We start from the raw sequence: 17,139 nt of genomic DNA on the forward strand, positions 1-17,139 counted from the left end.
TCTCCACCCGGTCCGGTCGTCTCACCGGACCCGGCTGCCCCCAGCTTCGACCGCTCCTCTGCGACGGAGCGGCGGCGCGGGACTCACACCCGCACACGGATCACAGCGCCTCGTGGCGCACGGTCTCCCACCTCCGCTCGAATCAACAGCGCCTCACGGCGCACGACGAGTACGTGTCAACTCTGAAGGTCATCCCTGCTCAGAGCGCTCGTGCACGATCAAGGCGCCCGTCGCGACCAGGCGTTGTGCGACAACTAAGATTGTCGAATGCGGGTGAGGCGGAGGGCTCCTGCCGAGACGGTCACCACTGTTGAGGACCTCGTCTGCCAGCTCGCGGCCGGGAAGCTTCATGCGATCTGGTCGGAGTCGCGCGCTACCTGGGACCTCGACAGCGGGCTCCGTCGCCGAGAACAGCGTCGCCAGGACTACCTGACCTTGCTGGCGATGATCCGCACCGTGCAGGACGCGCTCGACGAGATCGCCGAGCGCTACGCCTACCGTGCAAAGCACGACGGCGCCGACTTCGCCGAGATCGGCGCCGCGGCCAGCATCTCCCGGCAAGCGGCCCGCCAGCGACACCTGCGCCAGACCGTGCGGAAGCCGGTGACCATGAGCGGCGGCCCCCACGACGGGCGCCCGATGGACATTCTGCTCGGAGACTCGGTGGTGAGACTGCTCGCCTTCGACCCCTGGCTCGAGGACCGGCCATGGCTCGACGACAGCCTCGACCCCGCCGACGATCCGGTCTACGCGATCTACCAACGCACCCGCGACAACCCCGACGTCTACCGGTTCCAGCGCTACGAGAACCCGGACGGCGCACCCACGGACGAGCCCGACCATCACCTCCGGCTCTACCGGCTGGCCGACACGTGGGGACTCAGCTCCCGAGTCGTGCTCCACTACGCGAAGCGTCTCGACCCCCGGATCCGAGGCGAATCGTCACGACTCGACCCCGACGCCGCAGACAAGCTGCGCGCCCTCATCGAGGAGATCGCCCGGCAACAGGAGTCCGCTCGGCAGGACTACGCCGGTACGTGATACAGCGCGTTGCTCACTCGGTCGGCACCAACCCCATGGGCAGGGCGACGAGTAGCAGCCGTCGCCGACCCCGTTGCCGGCTCTCCAGCAACCGGGGGTGCCAACAGCGTGGTGTGCCGGGGTCACCGAGTGGGTGGCTGCTCAGACCTGGGTGTTGGCCTCGACGGCGTCGAACGCCTTGCGGGCGGCGATGAGCACCGGGTCCCACACGGGGGCGAACGGCGGGGCGTAGGACAGGTCCAACGCCAGGATCTCGTCGACGCCCATCTCGTTCCAGATGGCGGTGGCCAGCACGTCGATGCGCTTGGCGGCGCCTTCGCGGCCGACGATCTGCGCGCCCAGCAGCCGCCCGGTGCGTTTCTCAGCGAGCATCTTGATGCGGATCGGTTGCGCACCGGGGTAATAGCCGGCGCGGGTGGTGGAGTCCACCGAGGCGGTGACGTAGCGGTAGCCGGCGACGTCGGCTTCGGCGGCGGACAGCCCGGTGCGCGCTACTTCTAGGTCACAGACCTTGGTAACCGCGGTGCCGATCACTCCCGGGAAGGTGGCGTAGCCGCCGCCGATGTTGATCCCGGCCACGCGGCCCTGCTTGTTGGCGTGGGTGCCCAGCGCGACGACGACCCGCTGCCCGGACAGCCGGTGGACTGACTCGACGCAGTCGCCGGCGGCCCAGACGCCCTCGACGTGGGTGCGCATCCTGGTGTCGACGGCGATTCCGCCGGAGGTGCCCAGCGGGATCCCGGCGTGCTGGGCGAGAGCGGTGTTGGGACACACGCCCAGGCCGAGCACGACGAGGTCGGCGGGCAGCCGGCGTTCGCCGTCGGTGTGCACGGCGACGGGCCGCCCGTCGCGACCGGTCTCGATTGCGACGACCGCTTCGGAGAGGACCAGCGTGATGCCCAGGGCGCGGACGGCGTCGGTGATGAACGCGCCGATGTCGGGGTCGATGGTTCCGACCGGGGTGCGCGAGCGGTCAATGACGGTAACGTCGAGGCCCCGGATCTGGCAGGCCTCGGCGATCTCGAGCCCGATATAGCCGCCACCCACGATGACCACGCGGCGGACGCCGCCGGTGTCCAGTTCGGCGCGCAGGGCGGCGCCGTCGTCCAGGGTCTGCACGCCGTACACGCCGTCGGCGTCGATTCCCGGGATCGGTGGGCGCATGGGGACGCTGCCGGTGGCGTAGACGAGGCTGTCGAACGGTTCGTCGTACTCGCGGCCGTGCTCGTCGACCTCGCGGGCCCGGACGGTGCGGGCGGCCAGGTCGATCGCCACGACCTCGGTACGGGTCCGCACGTCGATCCCGTTGTCGCGGTGCTGTGCGGGGCTGCGCGAGATCAGATCGTCCTCGCAGGCGACCGTTCCACTGATCCAGTAGGGGACTCCGCACGCCGAGTAGGAGGTGGCCCGACCCTTCTCGAACGCGACGATCTGCAGATCCTCAGGACTCCGCCGCTTGCGCGCCTGACTGGCGGCGCTCATCCCGGCCGCGTCCCCACCAACGACAACCAGACGTTCCCGCGGCACCACGTCAACCTAGTGTCGGTGTCGGCGGGATCGCCGAGCGAGGGCGGCGATGAGCGCCGCGAGTCCGAGCACTCCTGCCCCGGCCGAATCAGCGGGTGCCATCGGGGGCAGCGGCTGGCAGTGCGCTGGCCAGACACGAGGGGTAACGGCTGTCGTGGTAGAGCTTGGCGGTCAAGGTGCGCCGGGCACTGAGGATCCGCCAGACGGTGGCCGCGCCCAGGGCGCCGGCGGGGGGCGCGACTAGGTAGACCGCCAGGTCGGTGAAGCGCCCGGCGACGACGGCGGGACCCAGACTGCGTGCCGGGTTGAGGCTCGTGCCGGTGTACGGGGCGACCTGCCAGACCAGCACCGTGACCAGCCCCCACACCGCCAGCGGTGTCCAGCGGGTGGAGGCCGGGGAGGAGACGAAGGTGAAGATGACCAGGACCAGGGCGGCGGTCATCCCGGCTTCGAGGCCGCCCACGGCGAGGGTGCTCAGTCCCTGGCCGGGGGCGGTGAGACCGTAGTGCACGCTGCTCGCCCATGGCCCCCAGATGGCGGCGACGGTGGCGGCGCCAGCAAGATCGCCGAGCAGCTGGGCGACGAGGTAGCCGGCGAGATCGTGGCGGTGGACGTGTCGGTTCGCCCAGAAGGCGAGGGTGACGGCTGGGTTGAGGTGGGCGCCGCTGCGTCGCCCGAAAGGGGTGAGCGCGACGAGGCTGCCGGTGCCGGCGAACAGAGCGCCGGTGAGCAGCAGCCGCAGTGACGGCGACGCGATGGCGTGGGGCACGGGGGAGGCGGCGGCGAAGTCGACGCTGACCGCGGACAGGCCGCCGATCAGCAGCAGCGTGGTCCCGAAAAACTCGCTGACCCATTCGCTCAGGTGCCATCCGCCTTGGGCCGGGCGGGGGGCCGGTGGGCGGCCGCGCAGCAGCGGCACGATCCCTACCTGGCCGCGGCGTCGGGCCGGTGGCTGCCCGCGGCGACGCGCCGCGCCAGCCGGATGGAGCTCGTTGGCGCGCCCGTTGGCCGCACCGCAGGACCGCGGCCCGCACGCTCGGGCGCGACGGTCACCGAAGATCGTCCTGGTCGGCGTCGTCGTGCGCCGCTTCGTTCGCCGCCGCGGCGATTGGTGAGGCGGCCAGGTGGACATGGGAGAACCCGAGGTCCCGCAGCCCCGTGAGCGCGTCGTCGAGTTGGTCGTGCGCGCCCGCAGCGACGGTGACGGTCAGGGATTCCTGTGTGAGGTCGACCTCGGTCACGCTCAGCCCGGGCCAGCCGTCGATTTCGTCCCGGACCCGGTCGTCGGGGGTGATCACGCAGCAGCCAGAGCCGATCGCGGGGGCGTCGCGCAGGCCTGGAACCAGGATGACCGCGGCGGCGGGCGAGGCGGGTGTCGCGGCCATCAGGGCCGGCGGCCGCGCAGCGCCCAGAGCACCTCGCAGGTGCCGGCGACGGCAAGTCCGAAGGCGAGGTGGGCGACGTAGCCGCGCAGGTGAGTCACCAGTGGGTAGTCGCGGTTGGGGGCGGAGAACCCGAACAGCGGGGTTATCCCTTCGTCTGCGACCAGGGACATGGCCGTGCCGGCGGTCAGCGCGGCCCCGACCGAAGTCATACCGGTCTTTCGGCGCAACAGCACGTACACCGGCGACCAGCTCAGCGCGAGCCCGTAGTGCATCCCCATCGACGCCCGCTGCAGGGCCTTGCCCTCCAGCTTCACCCCGAGCGCGCCGAAGATCTTCTGCGCGGCGACTTGATAGGGCGGGCCGGGCCGGGCCTCGTCCTCTTGCTTGCGGGCCTGCTCGGACTCCATCTCATACAGCTTCATGCTCACCGGCTCCATCGCCTTGGTGCCGACGTAACCGGCGACCGAGGCGATCCCCAGGTCCTCGAGCATCCCGGCAAGCTTCATCGTGATCTCCTTTCAGGTGAACCGAATCGAGGGACGGAAGCCGGGGCGCCGCTGCCTTCAGCAACTCCCGTTCGTGTGTCGCCGTCGTTCGGCTTCGTGGCTGGTCTCAGGTTCTCCCTGGCTACCCTCAGCGCATCCGGGTAAACGGATATTGGGTCGCCCGGACCCGTTGGGGTGGTAAGGGCCGGGCTGCCGCCGTGAGCGCAGCGGTCGACGGCCGGGGTGGTCTATGGCGTCTGGCCTGGCTGGATGGCGTGGAAGGAGGTGTCGGGGTGCCCGCGCAGGGTCTGTTCGGTCAGTCGGAGGGCGGCGTTGATCAGGCCGATATGGGTGAAGGCCTGCGGGATGTTGCCCAGCTGGCTTCCGGTGTGGGGGTCGAGTTCCTCGGCGTAGAGCCCGACGAGTCCTTGCAGGGCGAGCAGCGCGTCGCCGGCGGCGAGGGCCTCGGCGCGTCGCCCGGCCAGGGCCAGCGCCTCGACCAGCCAGAAGCTGGCGATGGCGAAGGTGCCCTCTTGTCCGGGTAGTCCGTCGCCCGCGTTCGGAGGGTAGCGCAGGATGAGGGCGTCGGTGACCGCGCCGTCGATGGTGAGTTGGGCGCGGATGGCGTCGAGGGTGGCGACGGCGAGGGGGTCGGCGCCGTCGACGAAGCCGGTGATGGGCAGCATGAGCAGGCTCGCGTCGAGGGCGTCGTCGTCGTAGGCGCGGCGGAACCGGCCGCCGACGACGCCGTGGGTGAGGATCTGGGCGCGTAGCGTGTCGGCCTCGCGGCGCCACCGGTCGAGGTCACCGTCGAGGCCGTAGGTGTCGACGAGTTGGCAGCCGCGGTCCAGGGCGACCCAGGCCATGGCCTTGGAGTGCACGAAGTGGCGGGGCCGGTCGCGGACCTCCCAGATGCCGCTGTCCGGGTCGGACCAGTGCTCGGCGACGAAGTCGATCAGCCGACGGAAGTGCGGCCACTGCCCGCGCATCACGTCCTCGCCGAGGACCTCGCAGATGGCCAGGCAGTCGGTCAGCTCTCCGTAGCTGTCGAGCTGAAGTTGGGTTTCGGCGTCGTTGCCGACCCGCACCGGGCGCGACCCGCGGTAGCCGGCGAGGTCGCCCAGTTCCTGCTCGGGCAGGTCGGCGCGCCCGTCGATGCCGTAGAGCACGCGCAGCGGTAGCCCGTGCGCGGCGGTGGCGCGACACAGCCAGGCGGCGTAGGCACGGGCCTCCTCGATGCAGCCCAGTAGGTAGAGGGCGTTGAGGGTGAACCCGGCATCGCGCAGCCAGGTGTAGCGGTAGTCCCAGTTGCGCACGCCGCCGATCTGCTCGGGCACCGAGCTGGTGGCCGCGGCGACGACGGCGCCGCTGGGCTCGTAGATGAGCATCTTCAGGGTGATCGCGCTGCGGATCACCGCGTCGCGCCACGGCCCGTCGTAGCGCACCCCGGCGACCCAGTCCCGCCACGCCTGCGCGGTGGCCTGCACGTCGGTGTCGACCGCGCCGGGGGTGGTCGCGAAGGACGGTGTGCAAGCGTCCGCGGCGACGCGCAGCCGAAATCCACACCGCTCGCCGGCGGACACGAGGTGGTTGCCGATCGCCGCGGCGCCGAACCGGTCCAGCGGGGCGGGCCCGGTCAGCTGCAGGGCCAGGCCCTCACTGGTCCAGCTGGCCGTGGCGCGGTCCAGGGTCAGGTGGCAGCGGTGCTCCCCCCACCCGGGCTGCGGGTCGGCGGCGACCCCGACGCTGACCTTGCCCTCGAGCCCCTCGACCAGCCACAGCAGTTCCTGCACGCCCTCGCGCGCCGGCCACCCCATCGCCACACTCATTCGGGCCCGCCCCTTGCTGCCCTCCCAGTCGTAGCGCAGCACCGCGGTACCGGGCAGGTAGGCGACCCTGGTGCACACGCACTCCACCGGCGCGATCACCAAGGCCATGGAACCGGTCAGCACGGCGCTCTACGAGCTCGAGTCCGAGGTCGACCGGGCCCGGGAGGACGCCGCCCGGCCCGGTCCGCCGTACCGGATCGCCGCGCAGAAGCTCACCGCCTGGGTCGGACTACACCTGGGCGAGCAGCAGGACTCGATCTTCAACCACTTCATCTCCGGCGCGGGCGCATCTCCGGCGGGTCTTGCGCGCGGTCACCTCCGCCCCGCAGACCGTCGTGACGCGTGGTGTGGACGGGCTTGGCGGGGATCGGGATAAGCGACAACGCACAGTTGAGGGTCAGTCGTTGGAGAGGTCGAGGTGCTGCAGCGCTGCGAGGTAGCCCTCGTTGTAGGTGGGGAACTGGGCGATCTGGTCGAGCAGTCGGTCGATCGGGATCTGTTCGCGGACGGCGAGCGCGGCGGTGTGGATCCATTCGCTGGCTTGCGGGCCCACGGCCCAGGCTCCGAGCAGCACCCGGCGGTCGCGGTCGGCCAGCACGCCCAGGTGTCCGCGGGGGTCCTTCTCGTAGGTCCACGGCCGCGCGATGGCCTCGGCCAGGTTGATCTCGGCCGAGCTGACCGATAGGTCCTGGTTCTGGGCCTGGGCGCGGGTCAAGCCCACGGCGGCGATCTCCGGGTCGGCGAACACCACCCGGGGGATCCCCTCGTAGCGGGCGGCACGTGGGGTGCCGAGGATGTTGTCGGCCACCACCCGGGCCTGGTACATCGCCACGTGGGTGAACGGCATGACGGCGGTGACGTCGCCGAGCGCCCATACCCCGTCGGCGGCGCGGCAGTGCTCGTCCACCGGGATTTCGCCCCGCTTCCCGGCAGTGATCCCGATCGCGTCCAGGCCCAGATCCGCGGTGCGCGGGGCACGCCCGGCGCCGACGACGATGACGTCGCAGCGCACCTCACCGCCGCCGTCGAGTTCCACCACGGTATCGGTGCCCTCGCGGCGCACCCGCCGCGCCCCGGCGCCGGTGTGCACGTCGATGCCTTCGCCGCGCAGGTACTGCTCGGTCAGCTCCCCGACCCGCGGGTCCTCCCGCGATAGCAGCCCCGGGGCCTGCTCGAGCAGGGTGACCTCGGCGCCGTAGCGGCGCAGGAACAGGCCCAGCTCCACCCCGACGGCACTGCCTCCGATCATGACCACCCGTCCCGGGATCTCGCTGAGCGTGTTGGTCTCCCGGTTGGTCCACACCGGCACCTGGTCCAGTCCCTCAACCGGGGGCAGGACGGCGTCGGAGCCGGTCGCGATGACGATGTCGGCGGCCGAGAGCTGGCGCCCATCGACCTCAAGACTGCCCGGGCCGGTGATGCGCGCGGCGCCCTTGACCACCGTGGCCCCGGATTTCTCGTAGCCGGCCACCTGATCGCGGTCGTCGAGGTGACGGATCATGTAGTCGCGGTAGTCGCGGGTGGCGGGCCAGTCCAGTCGGGCCCCCCGACACCGGCGGCGCGGTCGACTTCGCCGCGGGCCTCGGGCGGGCGCAGCAGCGTCTTGGACGGGATGCACGCCCAGTACGCGCATTCTCCGCCGATCAGCTCCCGCTCGACCACGGCCACGCGTTTGCCGGCGGCCAGCAGCTGGCTGCCGGCTACCTCGCCTCCCGGTCCCATCCCGATCACGATCACGTCGAACTGTTCGGCCATCCTGGACTCCCTCCCCGGCCCGGCCCGCGCCGCGACCACTGCGTGTGCGGTTTCCGCGGGCCGCCCCCGGGTAACCGCCTGCCATATCCGGCTGTCCGGATGGGACTGGTGCTACCCGCGGGCTCGGGCGGCAAACCGGATGGCCTTGCCCCCGGCGCCGCTTGACACGATTCACCCAGAAGGAGAGCGATGAAGGCGGTCATGATCACTCCTGGTCGTCCGGGTAGCGATCGGCTGGCGGAGGTTCCCGATCCGAGCCCGGGGGTGGGTGAGGTGCTGGTCGAGGTGTTGGCGGTCGGGGTGGATGGGACCGATGACGAGCTGGTGTCCGGGGCCTACGGCCAGCCACCGGCCGGCGAGCAACAGCTGATCATCGGGCACGAGTCGCTCGGGCGGGTCCGGGAGCCGGCCGGCGGGCTGCGGGCGGGTCAGCTGGTCGCGGCGATCGTGCGCCGCCCCGATCCGGTGCCGTGTCTGAACTGCGCGCACGACGAGTGGGACTACTGCCTCAACGGCCGCTACACCGAGCGCGGTATCAAGGGCCGCCACGGTTTCCTGGCCGAGTACTACACCGAGCGTCCGGAGTACCTCCTGGCCGTTCCCGACGAGCTCGCCGGCGTCGGGATGGTCGTCGAGCCGACGACGATCGGGGAGAAGGCGCTCGAGCAGATCGACACGATCCAGCAGCGGATGACCTGGCAGCCAAGTCGGGCCCTGGTGACCGGTGCCGGTCCGATCGGGCTGCTGGCCGCCGCGCTGCTCGCCCTGCGCGGGCTGGAGGTGATCGTCTACGACAAGGCCGCGGCCGGACCCAAGGTCGAGCTCGCCGGCGAGCTGGGCGCGCGGTACGTGCACGCCGACCGGGTGCCGCTCGGGCACGAGTTGGCCGAGGCGTTCGGGCCGATCGACATTGCGATCGAGGCCACCGGGTTCAGCCCGCTGGGCTTCCAGCTGCTCGACACCATCGGCCCCAACGGGGTCGCGGTGCTCACCGGGGTCTCCGGTGGGGACCGGCGCGCCCAGCTACCGGTGGACCACCTGAACCTGGAGACGGTGCTGCACAACAAGGTCCTGGTCGGCACGGTCAACGCCGACCGCGCCAACTTCGAGGCCGCGGTGGGTGACCTGGTCGCCGTGCAGCGCCGCTGGCCGGGCTGGCTGGACCGGCTGATCACCCGTCGGGTCGGGCTGGCCCGCTACGCCGAGGCGCTGCGCCGCGGCCCCGACGACGTCAAGGTCGTCATCGACGTCGCCGACAGGGCCGACATCGTCAACAGGGCCGACATCGCCGGCGCAGCGGACTCGGACCGGTCAGCCGACCATGGCTGAACCCGATGGATACCCGCCGTTGGAGGCGCTCGCCGCGATCGGCGACGGCCGCTCCCTGGCGCTGCTGGGCCCGGACGCACGGGTGGAGTGGTTCTGCCCTGGCCGCTTCGACGCCGAGCCCGCCCTCTGGCCGCTGCTGGACCGGGCCCGCGGCGGGCACCCGCACGCCCAAGGAGGTAGCCGGCCAGCGCGGCCCCGACGAGGTCCATGGCCGCTGCGGGGGCGGGCATGATTGGTGCTTCTGTTCCTCGCCAGTTGGATCTGCGGCGTAGATGGGTCGGCCGGGGTCAGCAGCAGCGGGCTTGGCCGGCGAGCAAGTTGTGAGCCAGGCGGCGGCCCAGGTCGAAGGCGTCGGCGACGGGCAGCACCGCGGCGCCCGGGTGTTCGGTGAGCCAGTCGCGGGCGGCGTCGGGGGTGGCGAAGAAGTGGACCTGGTTGCAGAACGCCGCCCGCACGCCCGCGGCGCACCCGTCGGGGACGACGACGGACACGACCGCGGTGGCCGGCTCGACCGCGGTGATCCCGGCGGCGGGGTCGACGGACAGGCGCACCGGTTCGCCGCTGCCCGGGGTGGGCGAGACGATCTGCGCGGGCCGGTCCAGGACGGTGGGGAAGATCAGGGTGTCCAGCGCGCACCAGGTGTAGAGCGCGTGGCCGTCGACGGTGAACTGGTGCGGGGTCTCGCGCAGGGTGATGCCGTGCCCGATCACCAGGCCGCGGCGGTCGTACTCGGTGTCTGACAGCATGCCCAGCCCGTCGCTCACCTCGGCGGCGCTGCGGCCGGTCACCCGGGCGAGGTCGTTGATGGTGACCGGGCGGCCGCGGGCGAGCTCGCGCAGCAGCGCCGGCCACAGCCAGCCCATCGCGTCCCCGCCGGCCCCGGGGGTGGCGCTGATGGCGGCGCTGAGCCGGGTGGCGAGGTGATCGGCGTCGATGCTCATGACAGGAACGTCCTTCGAGGTTGGGGAGAGGGAGAGGCTGGCGGGGTTCAGGCGCAGCAGGAGGTGGGCATCTGGTTGCGGAACAATCCGGCCGCGATCCGCAGGCTCTCGGCCATGGTCAGATACGGCGCCCAGGTGTCGGCGATCTCGTCGACGGTCATTCGCGCCTTGATGGCGTAGGTGGCGGCGAGCATGATCTCCCCGGCCGCGTCGGCGGCGGCGTGCACACCCAGCACCTGTCCGGTGTCGGCGTCGGCGACGAGCTTGACCACCCCGCGGGTGTCGCGGTTGGCCAGCGCCCGGGGCACATCCGACAGGCCCAGTACCCGGCAGTCGCAGCGATACCCGACCGCGAGGGCCTGGGCCTCGGTCAACCCGGCTGTCCCGAGCTGCGGGCGGGTGAACACCACCCCGGGCATCCCGGTGTAGTCGACCGTGGCCGGTCGGGGGCCGGCCGTGCCGGTGGCGTTGAGTGCTGCCGCGCGCCCGGTGGCGGCGGCGACGTAGACGTACTGTGGGGCCCCGGACACGTCACCGGCGGCGAAGATCCGCGGGTTGGTGCTGGCCTGCTGCTCGTTGACCACGACGAAGCCGCGTTCGTCGGTCTTCACCCCGGCCGCGTCCAGGTCCAACGCGGCGGTGCGCGGGGTGCGCCCGGTCGCCACCAGCAGCCGGGCACCGCTCGCGCGCCGTCCGTCGCGGGTGAGCACGACGACCTGGTCGCCGGCCGTGTCGACCGCGACGGCACGATCCTCGATCACGGTGATCCCGTCGTCGGCGAACACCTGCCGCAGCGCGTCGGCGACCTCCGGCTCGGCCGCCGGCGCGAGCCGCCCGACGAGGGTGACCCGGGCGCCGAGGTGGGCGAACAGCTGGGCCTGCTCCATCCCCACATAGCCGCCACCGATGACCACCAGCGACTCGGGCAGCTCGGTCTGCTCCATCGCCGTGGTCGAGGTCAACCAGTTGACCTCATCCAGGCCGGGCAGGCCGGGGTGCGCGGGCTCGGCGCCGGTGGCGACCAGGTAGGCGTGGGCGGGTAGCGGCTGCCCGTGCACGGTCAGGGTCTGCTCGTCGGTGAACCGGGCCTGACCGGGGCGGACCTCGAAGCCGTAGGCGTCGGCGACGTCGGCGTACTTGGCTTGGCGCAGCCGCCCGACCAGCTCGTCCTTCTGCCCGACCAGCGCGGCCAGGTCCACCTCGCTGGCCGAGGTCGGGGCGCCGGGGAACGGGTTGCCCAGCGCACCGTGACGGGCCCCGGCCGCGGCCAGCAGCGTCTTCGACGGCACACAGCCGACGTTGACGCAGGTGCCGCCCAGCGTGGCCTGCTCGATGAGCACCACGGACTTGCCGGCCTGCCGAGCGGCGATCGCGGCGGCCATCGCCGCCCCACCGGAGCCGATCACAGCCAGATCGACCACACCGATGTCGTTCACGAAGAACCTCCTGAAGTTGATGTGGTGGAGCCGGGCGAACGAGCCCGGCCAGGGGGGCGGTGCGTCCTTGGGCTGCTGATCGGGGGGGTACCCGTCACCGAACCGTCCAATCCGCCCTTGCGAATGCATGGTAGCGTAATGACATCCGCCTACGCGGATACATGATCGGGTGGAAGGAGCACAACCGGATGGTCAGCAGCTCGAGCACCTCCCCGGCCCTGCCCGCCGCGGCCGCCCCGTCACCACCGGGGGAGGCGTCGGTGCCGCTGCTCGGGAGGACCGGCGAGCAGGCGGGGGTGGTGGCGAAGTTCTTCCGCGCCCTGGGGGATCCGACCCGGCTGCGGCTGTTGGAGTTCCTGCTCGCCGGCGAGCACACCGTCAGCGAGTGCGTCACCCACGTCGGGCTGTCCCAGGGGCGGGTGTCGACGCACCTGGCGTGTCTGGCCGACTGCGGCTACGTCGCCGCCCGCCGGGAGGGTCGATTCGCCCACTACCGGGTGGTCGACCCGCGGGTGGCCGACCTGGTCGTGCTGGCCCGGTCGCTGGCCGCGGACAACTGCGCTGCGCTGGCCGCCTGCCAGCGCATCGTCGAACCCCGCACCTGAGAAGAAGGAACCTCACGCCGTCATGTCTGCTGATTCCTCCCGCCATCGGTTGCGGGACTCCCTCGGGGTAGCCGCGGTGGTCGCGTTGCCGGTGCTGTGCTGCGCCGGACCCGCCCTGCTCGCCGCCGGCGCGCTGGGCGTGCTCGGCTCCTGGCTGCTCAACCCCTGGCTGATCGGCGCCGCGATACTGCTCGCCCTCGGCGTGGGGGGCTGGCGACTGCGCCACCGCAACACCGCCGACGGTGCCGTCCGCGGTGAGCTCTGCTGCCCGCCCACTCCCACCACGTCCGGCCCCGGTCAGCCGCCCCGCGCGCACACCGGCCCGCAAGGATGAATCCCACCGGCCGCACCGCGGCTCGCCCGGCGCCGGTGGCGACGGCGCTGCACGGCACGGCTGCATCGACGACCGGATCCGGCCTGGCCCGACCCCGCGGCCTGGCCCGCCGGATACTCGACGGGCTGGTCGTGGCGGCCCTGGGTGGCCTCGGCGCGCTCGGCACCCTGATCGGAACGGGACTGTCGCTGATCGGCTCCTGCTGCGCAGGCCCCGCACTCGCCGCGGGCGGCGCCACCCTCGGCGCCGCCACCGCCTGTGGGGCCGCAGCCATGGCGTGGCCATTCCTGTCCGCCGGCCTGGGCCTGCTCACCGCCGCCGCGCTGCTGGCCCGCCGCCGGCATCGGCCCACCACGGCAGGCAGGACGCACCGCCTGACCGCTTGATCTCTTCCGAACCCCTCTGTTTCACCGTCATTCGATAGTCAGGAGCGTTGAGGTGTCCCAGACCAAGACCGGCCGCTCGCCATCCCCCCGCCGCTCGCGGCGGCGCTGGCCGCTGCTGGCCGGGATCGGCGTGGCGGTGATCGCCGTGCTCGCCGTGGCCTACACCGCGCTCTCACCCGCGCCGACCCCGACACCGGGCGCGGCTGCGAGCTCCAGCACCGGCGTGGCGTTCACCGCCACCACACTGTCCGGGCAGCAGGTCAACGTGCCCGGCGGGAAACCCAGCGTGGTCTTCTTCTTCTCGGTCAACTGCGGCACCTGCGGGCCCGGCGCCCAAGCCCTCGCCCAAGCCCAGCAGAGCGCCCCGGACGCGAACTACGTCGCCGTGGACGTCGCTCCCGACGAGACCGCCACCGACGTCGCGGAGTTCCTCACCACCAACCAGGCCACCGGCCTGGCCTACACCCTCGACACCGGCGGGGCGCTGACCAGCTCCTATCAGCTGACCCAGCTCTCCACTGCCGTCGTTCTCGATGCCCAGGGCAACACCGTCTATCGGGGTGTGGACCCCACCCCTGACCAGATCCAGGCGGCGCTGGCCACGGCCGGTGCACGGTGACCGGGCTGCTCGTGCTGGCCTTCGGCGCCGGGCTGCTCGCCCCGGTCAACCCCTGCGGGTTCGGGCTGCTTCCCGCCGTCCTCACCGCCACCACCAACAGCCACGACGGCCGGGGAGCCGGTGAGGGCCTGGTCGGGCGGCTGGCCGGTGGGCTGCGCGCCGGGCTGGCCCTGACCGCTGGGTTCATCGCCACCTTCACCGTCATCGGGCTGCTGCTCACCGTCGGGGTCCGCTCGGTCATCACCCTGGTCCCCTGGCTGGCCGCCGCGCTCGGCGGCGTGCTCGCCATGATCGGGATCGCGATGCTCGCCGGCTGGCACCCCACCCTGCGGATCGGCGCAGGCCAACCCGACACCCGCCGGGCCACCAGTACCCGAGGGCTGGTCGGGTTCGGCGCCGGCTACGCGATCGCCTCGGCGTCCTGCACCCTTGCCGTGCTGCTGGCCGTGATCACCCAGGCCGCGGCGACCACCTGGATCGGGGTGCTTGCCGTGTTCACCGCCTACGCCGTCGGGTCCGCGCTGCTGCTGGTCACCCTCGCGCTGCTCACGGCGGCGACAAGCACCGCCCTGGTCCGCGGCATGCGCGGGGTGGCCCCCTACGCCGGGCGCCTCGCCGGGGCGCTGCTCGCGCTGTCCGGGGGCTACCTCCTCTACTACTGGCTGCCCCCGCTGCTGGGCGCCGACCGCCCCGCCGACGGCGGCGTCGCCGCGCTCTCCGCGCAGGTCGCCACCTGGATCAGCAGCCACCAACTCGCCGTCGCGCTCACCGCCACCGCCCTCGCGCTCCTCACCACGGTCGCGGTCCTGCTCGCCCGCCGCCGGCCCGACGGCGCCGCTGACCTCGACTGCTGCCCGCCCACACCTGGGCCGGCCGGCGCCCCCGACCGTTCGCCCCACGCCAGCATCGATCGGTAGCCGCCTCCCGCGATCCGCCCACTGCGCCGGCCTGTGGCCGCCGCCGCGGGCGGCGGCTCGCGCTACGGTGAGCCGGTGACGGCGTTGTGGTCCTTCGACGAACAGCCCCGCACCGGCGACCCGCTGCGGTCCGGCGCGGCGCCGGCGGCGATCCGTGACGCGCTGCTCACCGAGGACCGAGACGTGTTCGACGCCGCGTACCAGCGCGCGCTCGCCGCAGCCCGCGACACCCTGGACCTGACCGAGCTGTTCCGCTGCCTGGAGCACTGGCGCCGGGTCGCGCTGCTGCAGCGCGACCCGAACCGGTTCGCCTCGATCGCCCGCCGCGCCGCCGAAAGCCTGACCGGCGAGCCGGTCCTCGACGGCGAGCCGCTGGCCCAGATCCGGCGCCGCGCCGGCCTGTAGGGCCTGGGCCAGCCGGGTGTACCGGATCACCACCGACCAGCAGTCCCAACCCCAGATCGACGCCCTCCCACCCGAGGCGCTGGCGCCGTTCGCCGAGGTCCGCGCCACACTGGAGGTCGCACCCTGGACGGCCGGGGACTCCCTCAACGACAACAACCCCGACGGCGCGGTCCGCACGCTCGTGTTCGGCCCCGACCGCCAGGGCATGGTCACCTACCTGGTCCTCGACGAGCAGCGCCGCGTCGACCTGCTCGACGTCCTGTGGCTCAGCTGAACCCGGTCACCGAGAGCCCGACAACCTGAGGCGGAGGGTGATCGGCCTACCGTGACGCGGTGAAACCGCAGCTCACCGGGCTGCCGGCGGTGATCGAGCCGATGACCGCCCGGCCCGCGACGGCGCTGCCCGAGGCCCGCCGGGGCCGACCGGTACGCCTTCGAGGTCAAGGCCGACGGGTTCCGGTGCATCGCCATGCGCGAGGGCGGCCGGGTCCGGCTGCAGTCACGCCAGCAGCGCCCGCTCACCCGCTACTTCCCCGACGTCGTGGCCGGGCTCCTCGACCACGTCCCCGGCGGGACTGCGCTCGACGGGGAACTCGTGGTGCACCGCGGCGGCCGTTCGAGTTCGCCGCGCTGCAGCGGCGCATCCACCCCTCGGCCGCCCATGCCGCCCGCCCTGGCGCGGTCACCCCGGCGGCGCTTTGGTGTTCGACGTGCTCGCCCTGGCCGGCGCCGACGTCCGCGGCGAGCCGTACGCCGGACGCCGGGAGCGGCTGCAGCAACTGCTCGGCGACGCCCGCGTCCCGCTGGTGCTCATGCCGATGACCCGCGACATCGCCGGCGCGCGGGCCCGCCGGTTGCACGGTCACGCCGACGGCAGCGTGGAGGGCGTCGTGGTCAAGCATCTCCAGTACGGCTTACCTGCCCGCTCGCAGATCCTGGTGAAGGTGCGCACCCATCAGACCGCCGAGGCGGTGGTCTGCGGCGTCACGGGCCCGCCCGGCAAGCCCCAGCCGCTCTGCTCCTGGCGGCTCCCGCAGCCCCCGACGGCCGGGTGCGCGTCGCCGACCACACCACCCCACGACGTTCGTGCGCTGGCGCGCGGACCTCGCGCTCGCCGATCTCGCACCGCCCGCAGCCTGACCCGGCGCTGCTGAGAGCAACCGCCGAGTGCAGCAGTCGTCGGTCGCTGTCGGTGTACCGCCGTAGCCTCGCGTCTGTGGAAGGGCGTCGAGGAACATCGGAGCGGAAACCAGCGCTAAGACTGAGCCTGGATGCACGTGCGCCGTGAGGCGCTGCTGTTCGAGTGGAGGTGGGAGACCGTGCGCCACGAGGCGCTGTGACCCGTGTGCGGGTGTGAGTCCCGCGCCGCCGCTCCGTCGCAGAGGAGCGGTCGAAGCTGGGGGCAGCCGGGTCCGGTGAGACGACCGGACCGGGTGGAGAGCAGCCCCGACAACGACGGGACGCACCGGCACTACCGGACGGTGCGGGTCCGGCAAGCGAGACGGGAAGGTGGACGCGAGGAACCAGCGGTGTAAAGCCCCTCAAGACCTCCGCCAGCTCGAACCCGGTGGATCTGGGCTGGATTGCGGTGCGCACCGCCCGTCCGGGCGGGAACTCCTTGGATCGGATTGATCTTGCCGGTCGGGAGGCCACGGTGAAGGACTGCGGCGTAACCGTGGCGATGCCGCAGGGGCAAAGCTGGCCGCCTCACCCGACGAACGGAACGCAGTGAACGTGGGAACCACCCCGGAGCTCCCGCCCCGGCCTCGCCCCCCAGGCGGGCCGGCAGGGAAGGCGCGTCGTCCGCCGATGGCCCGAGGTGGGGCGGAGGGCCGGTAGTAGTCCGAGGACGGGAAAGCCGTCCACATGGCGAAGCGGCCCAGCGGATTCACGTAGTTGAGGAACTGCAAGGGACGGAGACGCTGGTGAACGCCGGTGAGCTGTGGCCAGACCCCGGTGGGGCGTGGTTGCGGGTACGACGGATGCAGACCAAGCTGCACCAATGGGCGGTCGATGATCCCGGCCGCAGGTTCGATGACCTCTTCAACCTCGTCCATCATCCCGACTTCCTCACGGTCGCATGGGAAAGGGTGAGGGGTAACAAGGGGGCGCGCACCGCTGGCGTGGACCGGGTGATCCCGGCCT

The 17,139-nt window shown here is 72.3% G+C and carries 21 protein-coding genes and 1 pseudogene; 13 read left to right on the forward strand and 9 right to left on the reverse strand.

Going from position 1 to position 17,139, the window contains the following annotated elements:
• Window positions 1-267: 267 nt before the first annotated feature.
• The gene (locus KME75_RS31005) at window positions 268-1,041 is read left to right on the forward strand and encodes a hypothetical protein (RefSeq protein WP_219418482.1); all 774 of its coding nucleotides are present in this window, start codon (window positions 268-270) and stop codon (window positions 1,039-1,041) included.
• Window positions 1,042-1,182: 141 nt separating this feature from the next.
• Here the strand turns inward: KME75_RS31005 and KME75_RS31010 are convergent, their stop codons facing one another.
• The 5 genes from KME75_RS31010 to KME75_RS31030 form a co-directional block, all read right to left on the reverse strand.
• Window positions 1,183-2,571, reverse strand: a complete 1,389-nt coding sequence (locus KME75_RS31010) for an FAD-dependent oxidoreductase (protein ID WP_308283262.1) — start codon at window positions 2,569-2,571, stop codon at window positions 1,183-1,185.
• An 85-nt stretch (window positions 2,572-2,656) separates the two neighbouring features.
• Complete coding sequence (locus KME75_RS31015) at window positions 2,657-3,487, reverse strand: MIP/aquaporin family protein (protein ID WP_219418484.1); 831 nt, start codon at window positions 3,485-3,487, stop codon at window positions 2,657-2,659.
• A gap of 130 nt (window positions 3,488-3,617) precedes the next feature.
• Window positions 3,618-3,953 (reverse strand): hypothetical protein, encoded by a 336-nt coding sequence (locus KME75_RS31020; protein ID WP_219418485.1) that lies wholly within the window; start codon window positions 3,951-3,953, stop codon window positions 3,618-3,620.
• On the reverse strand, window positions 3,953-4,459 hold the full coding sequence (locus KME75_RS31025) for a DUF1440 domain-containing protein (protein ID WP_219418486.1): 507 nt from the start codon (window positions 4,457-4,459) through the stop codon (window positions 3,953-3,955). The genes KME75_RS31020 and KME75_RS31025 overlap by 1 nt, the downstream gene beginning before the upstream one ends.
• Before the next feature lie 227 nt (window positions 4,460-4,686).
• A complete protein-coding gene (locus KME75_RS31030) occupies window positions 4,687-6,345 on the reverse strand; it encodes a glycoside hydrolase family 15 protein (RefSeq protein ID WP_219418487.1) in 1,659 nt (552 codons plus the stop codon).
• Between KME75_RS31030 and KME75_RS31035 the strand changes: the two genes are divergently transcribed.
• Window positions 6,338-6,643, forward strand: coding sequence for a hypothetical protein (locus KME75_RS31035; protein ID WP_219418488.1), 306 nt, complete (start codon window positions 6,338-6,340; stop codon window positions 6,641-6,643). The genes KME75_RS31030 and KME75_RS31035 overlap by 8 nt on opposite strands.
• Before the next feature lie 21 nt (window positions 6,644-6,664).
• Here KME75_RS31035 and KME75_RS45240 read toward each other — a convergent pair whose 3' ends face one another.
• Together KME75_RS45240 and KME75_RS45245 are read right to left on the reverse strand one after the other, a co-directional pair.
• On the reverse strand, window positions 6,665-7,768 hold the full coding sequence (locus KME75_RS45240) for a dihydrolipoyl dehydrogenase family protein (protein ID WP_219418489.1): 1,104 nt from the start codon (window positions 7,766-7,768) through the stop codon (window positions 6,665-6,667).
• Window positions 7,765-8,022: an FAD-dependent oxidoreductase gene (locus tag KME75_RS45245; protein ID WP_219418490.1), complete on the reverse strand. Its 258-nt coding sequence runs from the start codon at window positions 8,020-8,022 to the stop codon at window positions 7,765-7,767. The genes KME75_RS45240 and KME75_RS45245 overlap by 4 nt, the downstream gene beginning before the upstream one ends.
• Window positions 8,023-8,211: 189 nt before the next feature.
• Between KME75_RS45245 and KME75_RS31050 the strand changes: the two genes are divergently transcribed.
• Complete coding sequence (locus KME75_RS31050) at window positions 8,212-9,351, forward strand: glucose 1-dehydrogenase (protein ID WP_219418491.1); 1,140 nt, start codon at window positions 8,212-8,214, stop codon at window positions 9,349-9,351.
• Window positions 9,344-9,583, forward strand: a complete 240-nt coding sequence (locus KME75_RS31055; RefSeq protein ID WP_219418492.1) for a trehalase-like domain-containing protein — start codon at window positions 9,344-9,346, stop codon at window positions 9,581-9,583. Before KME75_RS31050 ends, KME75_RS31055 begins: the two co-directional genes overlap by 8 nt.
• Before the next feature lie 55 nt (window positions 9,584-9,638).
• Here the strand turns inward: KME75_RS31055 and merB are convergent, their stop codons facing one another.
• Together merB and merA are read right to left on the reverse strand one after the other, a co-directional pair.
• Complete coding sequence (gene merB / locus KME75_RS31060; protein ID WP_219418493.1) at window positions 9,639-10,292, reverse strand: organomercurial lyase MerB; 654 nt, start codon at window positions 10,290-10,292, stop codon at window positions 9,639-9,641.
• Between the two features lie 47 nt (window positions 10,293-10,339).
• Window positions 10,340-11,728: a mercury(II) reductase gene (gene merA, locus KME75_RS31065; protein WP_443690187.1), complete on the reverse strand. Its 1,389-nt coding sequence runs from the start codon at window positions 11,726-11,728 to the stop codon at window positions 10,340-10,342.
• A 188-nt stretch (window positions 11,729-11,916) separates the two neighbouring features.
• On the opposite strand from merA, the gene KME75_RS31070 reads away from it, so the two are divergent.
• The 9 genes and pseudogenes from KME75_RS31070 to KME75_RS43955 all read left to right on the forward strand — a co-directional run bounded on the left by KME75_RS31070 (window position 11,917) and on the right by KME75_RS43955 (window position 16,148).
• Complete coding sequence (locus tag KME75_RS31070) at window positions 11,917-12,333, forward strand: ArsR/SmtB family transcription factor (protein WP_219418495.1); 417 nt, start codon at window positions 11,917-11,919, stop codon at window positions 12,331-12,333.
• Between the two features lie 22 nt (window positions 12,334-12,355).
• Entirely contained in the window at window positions 12,356-12,667 is a 312-nt protein-coding gene (gene merT / locus KME75_RS31075) for a mercuric ion transporter MerT (protein ID WP_219418496.1), read from the forward strand.
• Window positions 12,664-13,053 carry a hypothetical protein gene (locus tag KME75_RS31080; RefSeq protein ID WP_219418497.1) on the forward strand — a complete coding sequence of 130 codons (390 nt, stop codon included), beginning with the start codon at window positions 12,664-12,666 and terminating at the stop codon, window positions 13,051-13,053. The genes merT and KME75_RS31080 overlap by 4 nt, the downstream gene beginning before the upstream one ends.
• A gap of 52 nt (window positions 13,054-13,105) precedes the next feature.
• Window positions 13,106-13,672, forward strand: a complete 567-nt coding sequence (locus KME75_RS31085; protein ID WP_219418498.1) for a TlpA family protein disulfide reductase — start codon at window positions 13,106-13,108, stop codon at window positions 13,670-13,672.
• The gene (locus KME75_RS31090) at window positions 13,669-14,589 is read left to right on the forward strand and encodes a cytochrome c biogenesis CcdA family protein (protein WP_219418499.1); all 921 of its coding nucleotides are present in this window, start codon (window positions 13,669-13,671) and stop codon (window positions 14,587-14,589) included. Before KME75_RS31085 ends, KME75_RS31090 begins: the two co-directional genes overlap by 4 nt.
• A gap of 75 nt (window positions 14,590-14,664) precedes the next feature.
• On the forward strand, window positions 14,665-14,994 hold the full coding sequence (locus KME75_RS31095; protein ID WP_219418500.1) for a DUF6247 family protein: 330 nt from the start codon (window positions 14,665-14,667) through the stop codon (window positions 14,992-14,994).
• 16 nt (window positions 14,995-15,010) lie between these two features.
• Window positions 15,011-15,268: a hypothetical protein gene (locus tag KME75_RS31100; RefSeq protein WP_246633184.1), complete on the forward strand. Its 258-nt coding sequence runs from the start codon at window positions 15,011-15,013 to the stop codon at window positions 15,266-15,268.
• A 195-nt stretch (window positions 15,269-15,463) separates the two neighbouring features.
• A pseudogene (locus KME75_RS47015) lies at window positions 15,464-15,535 on the forward strand (hypothetical protein); the annotation flags it as partial.
• Between the two features lie 160 nt (window positions 15,536-15,695).
• Window positions 15,696-16,148 (forward strand): DNA ligase-like domain-containing protein, encoded by a 453-nt coding sequence (locus KME75_RS43955; protein WP_246633185.1) that lies wholly within the window; start codon window positions 15,696-15,698, stop codon window positions 16,146-16,148.
• Window positions 16,149-17,139: the final 991 nt, after the last annotated feature.

It is taken from the genome of Pseudonocardia nigra (assembly GCF_019396355.1).
In the GTDB taxonomy this organism is placed as follows: domain Bacteria; phylum Actinomycetota; class Actinomycetes; order Mycobacteriales; family Pseudonocardiaceae; genus Pseudonocardia; species Pseudonocardia nigra.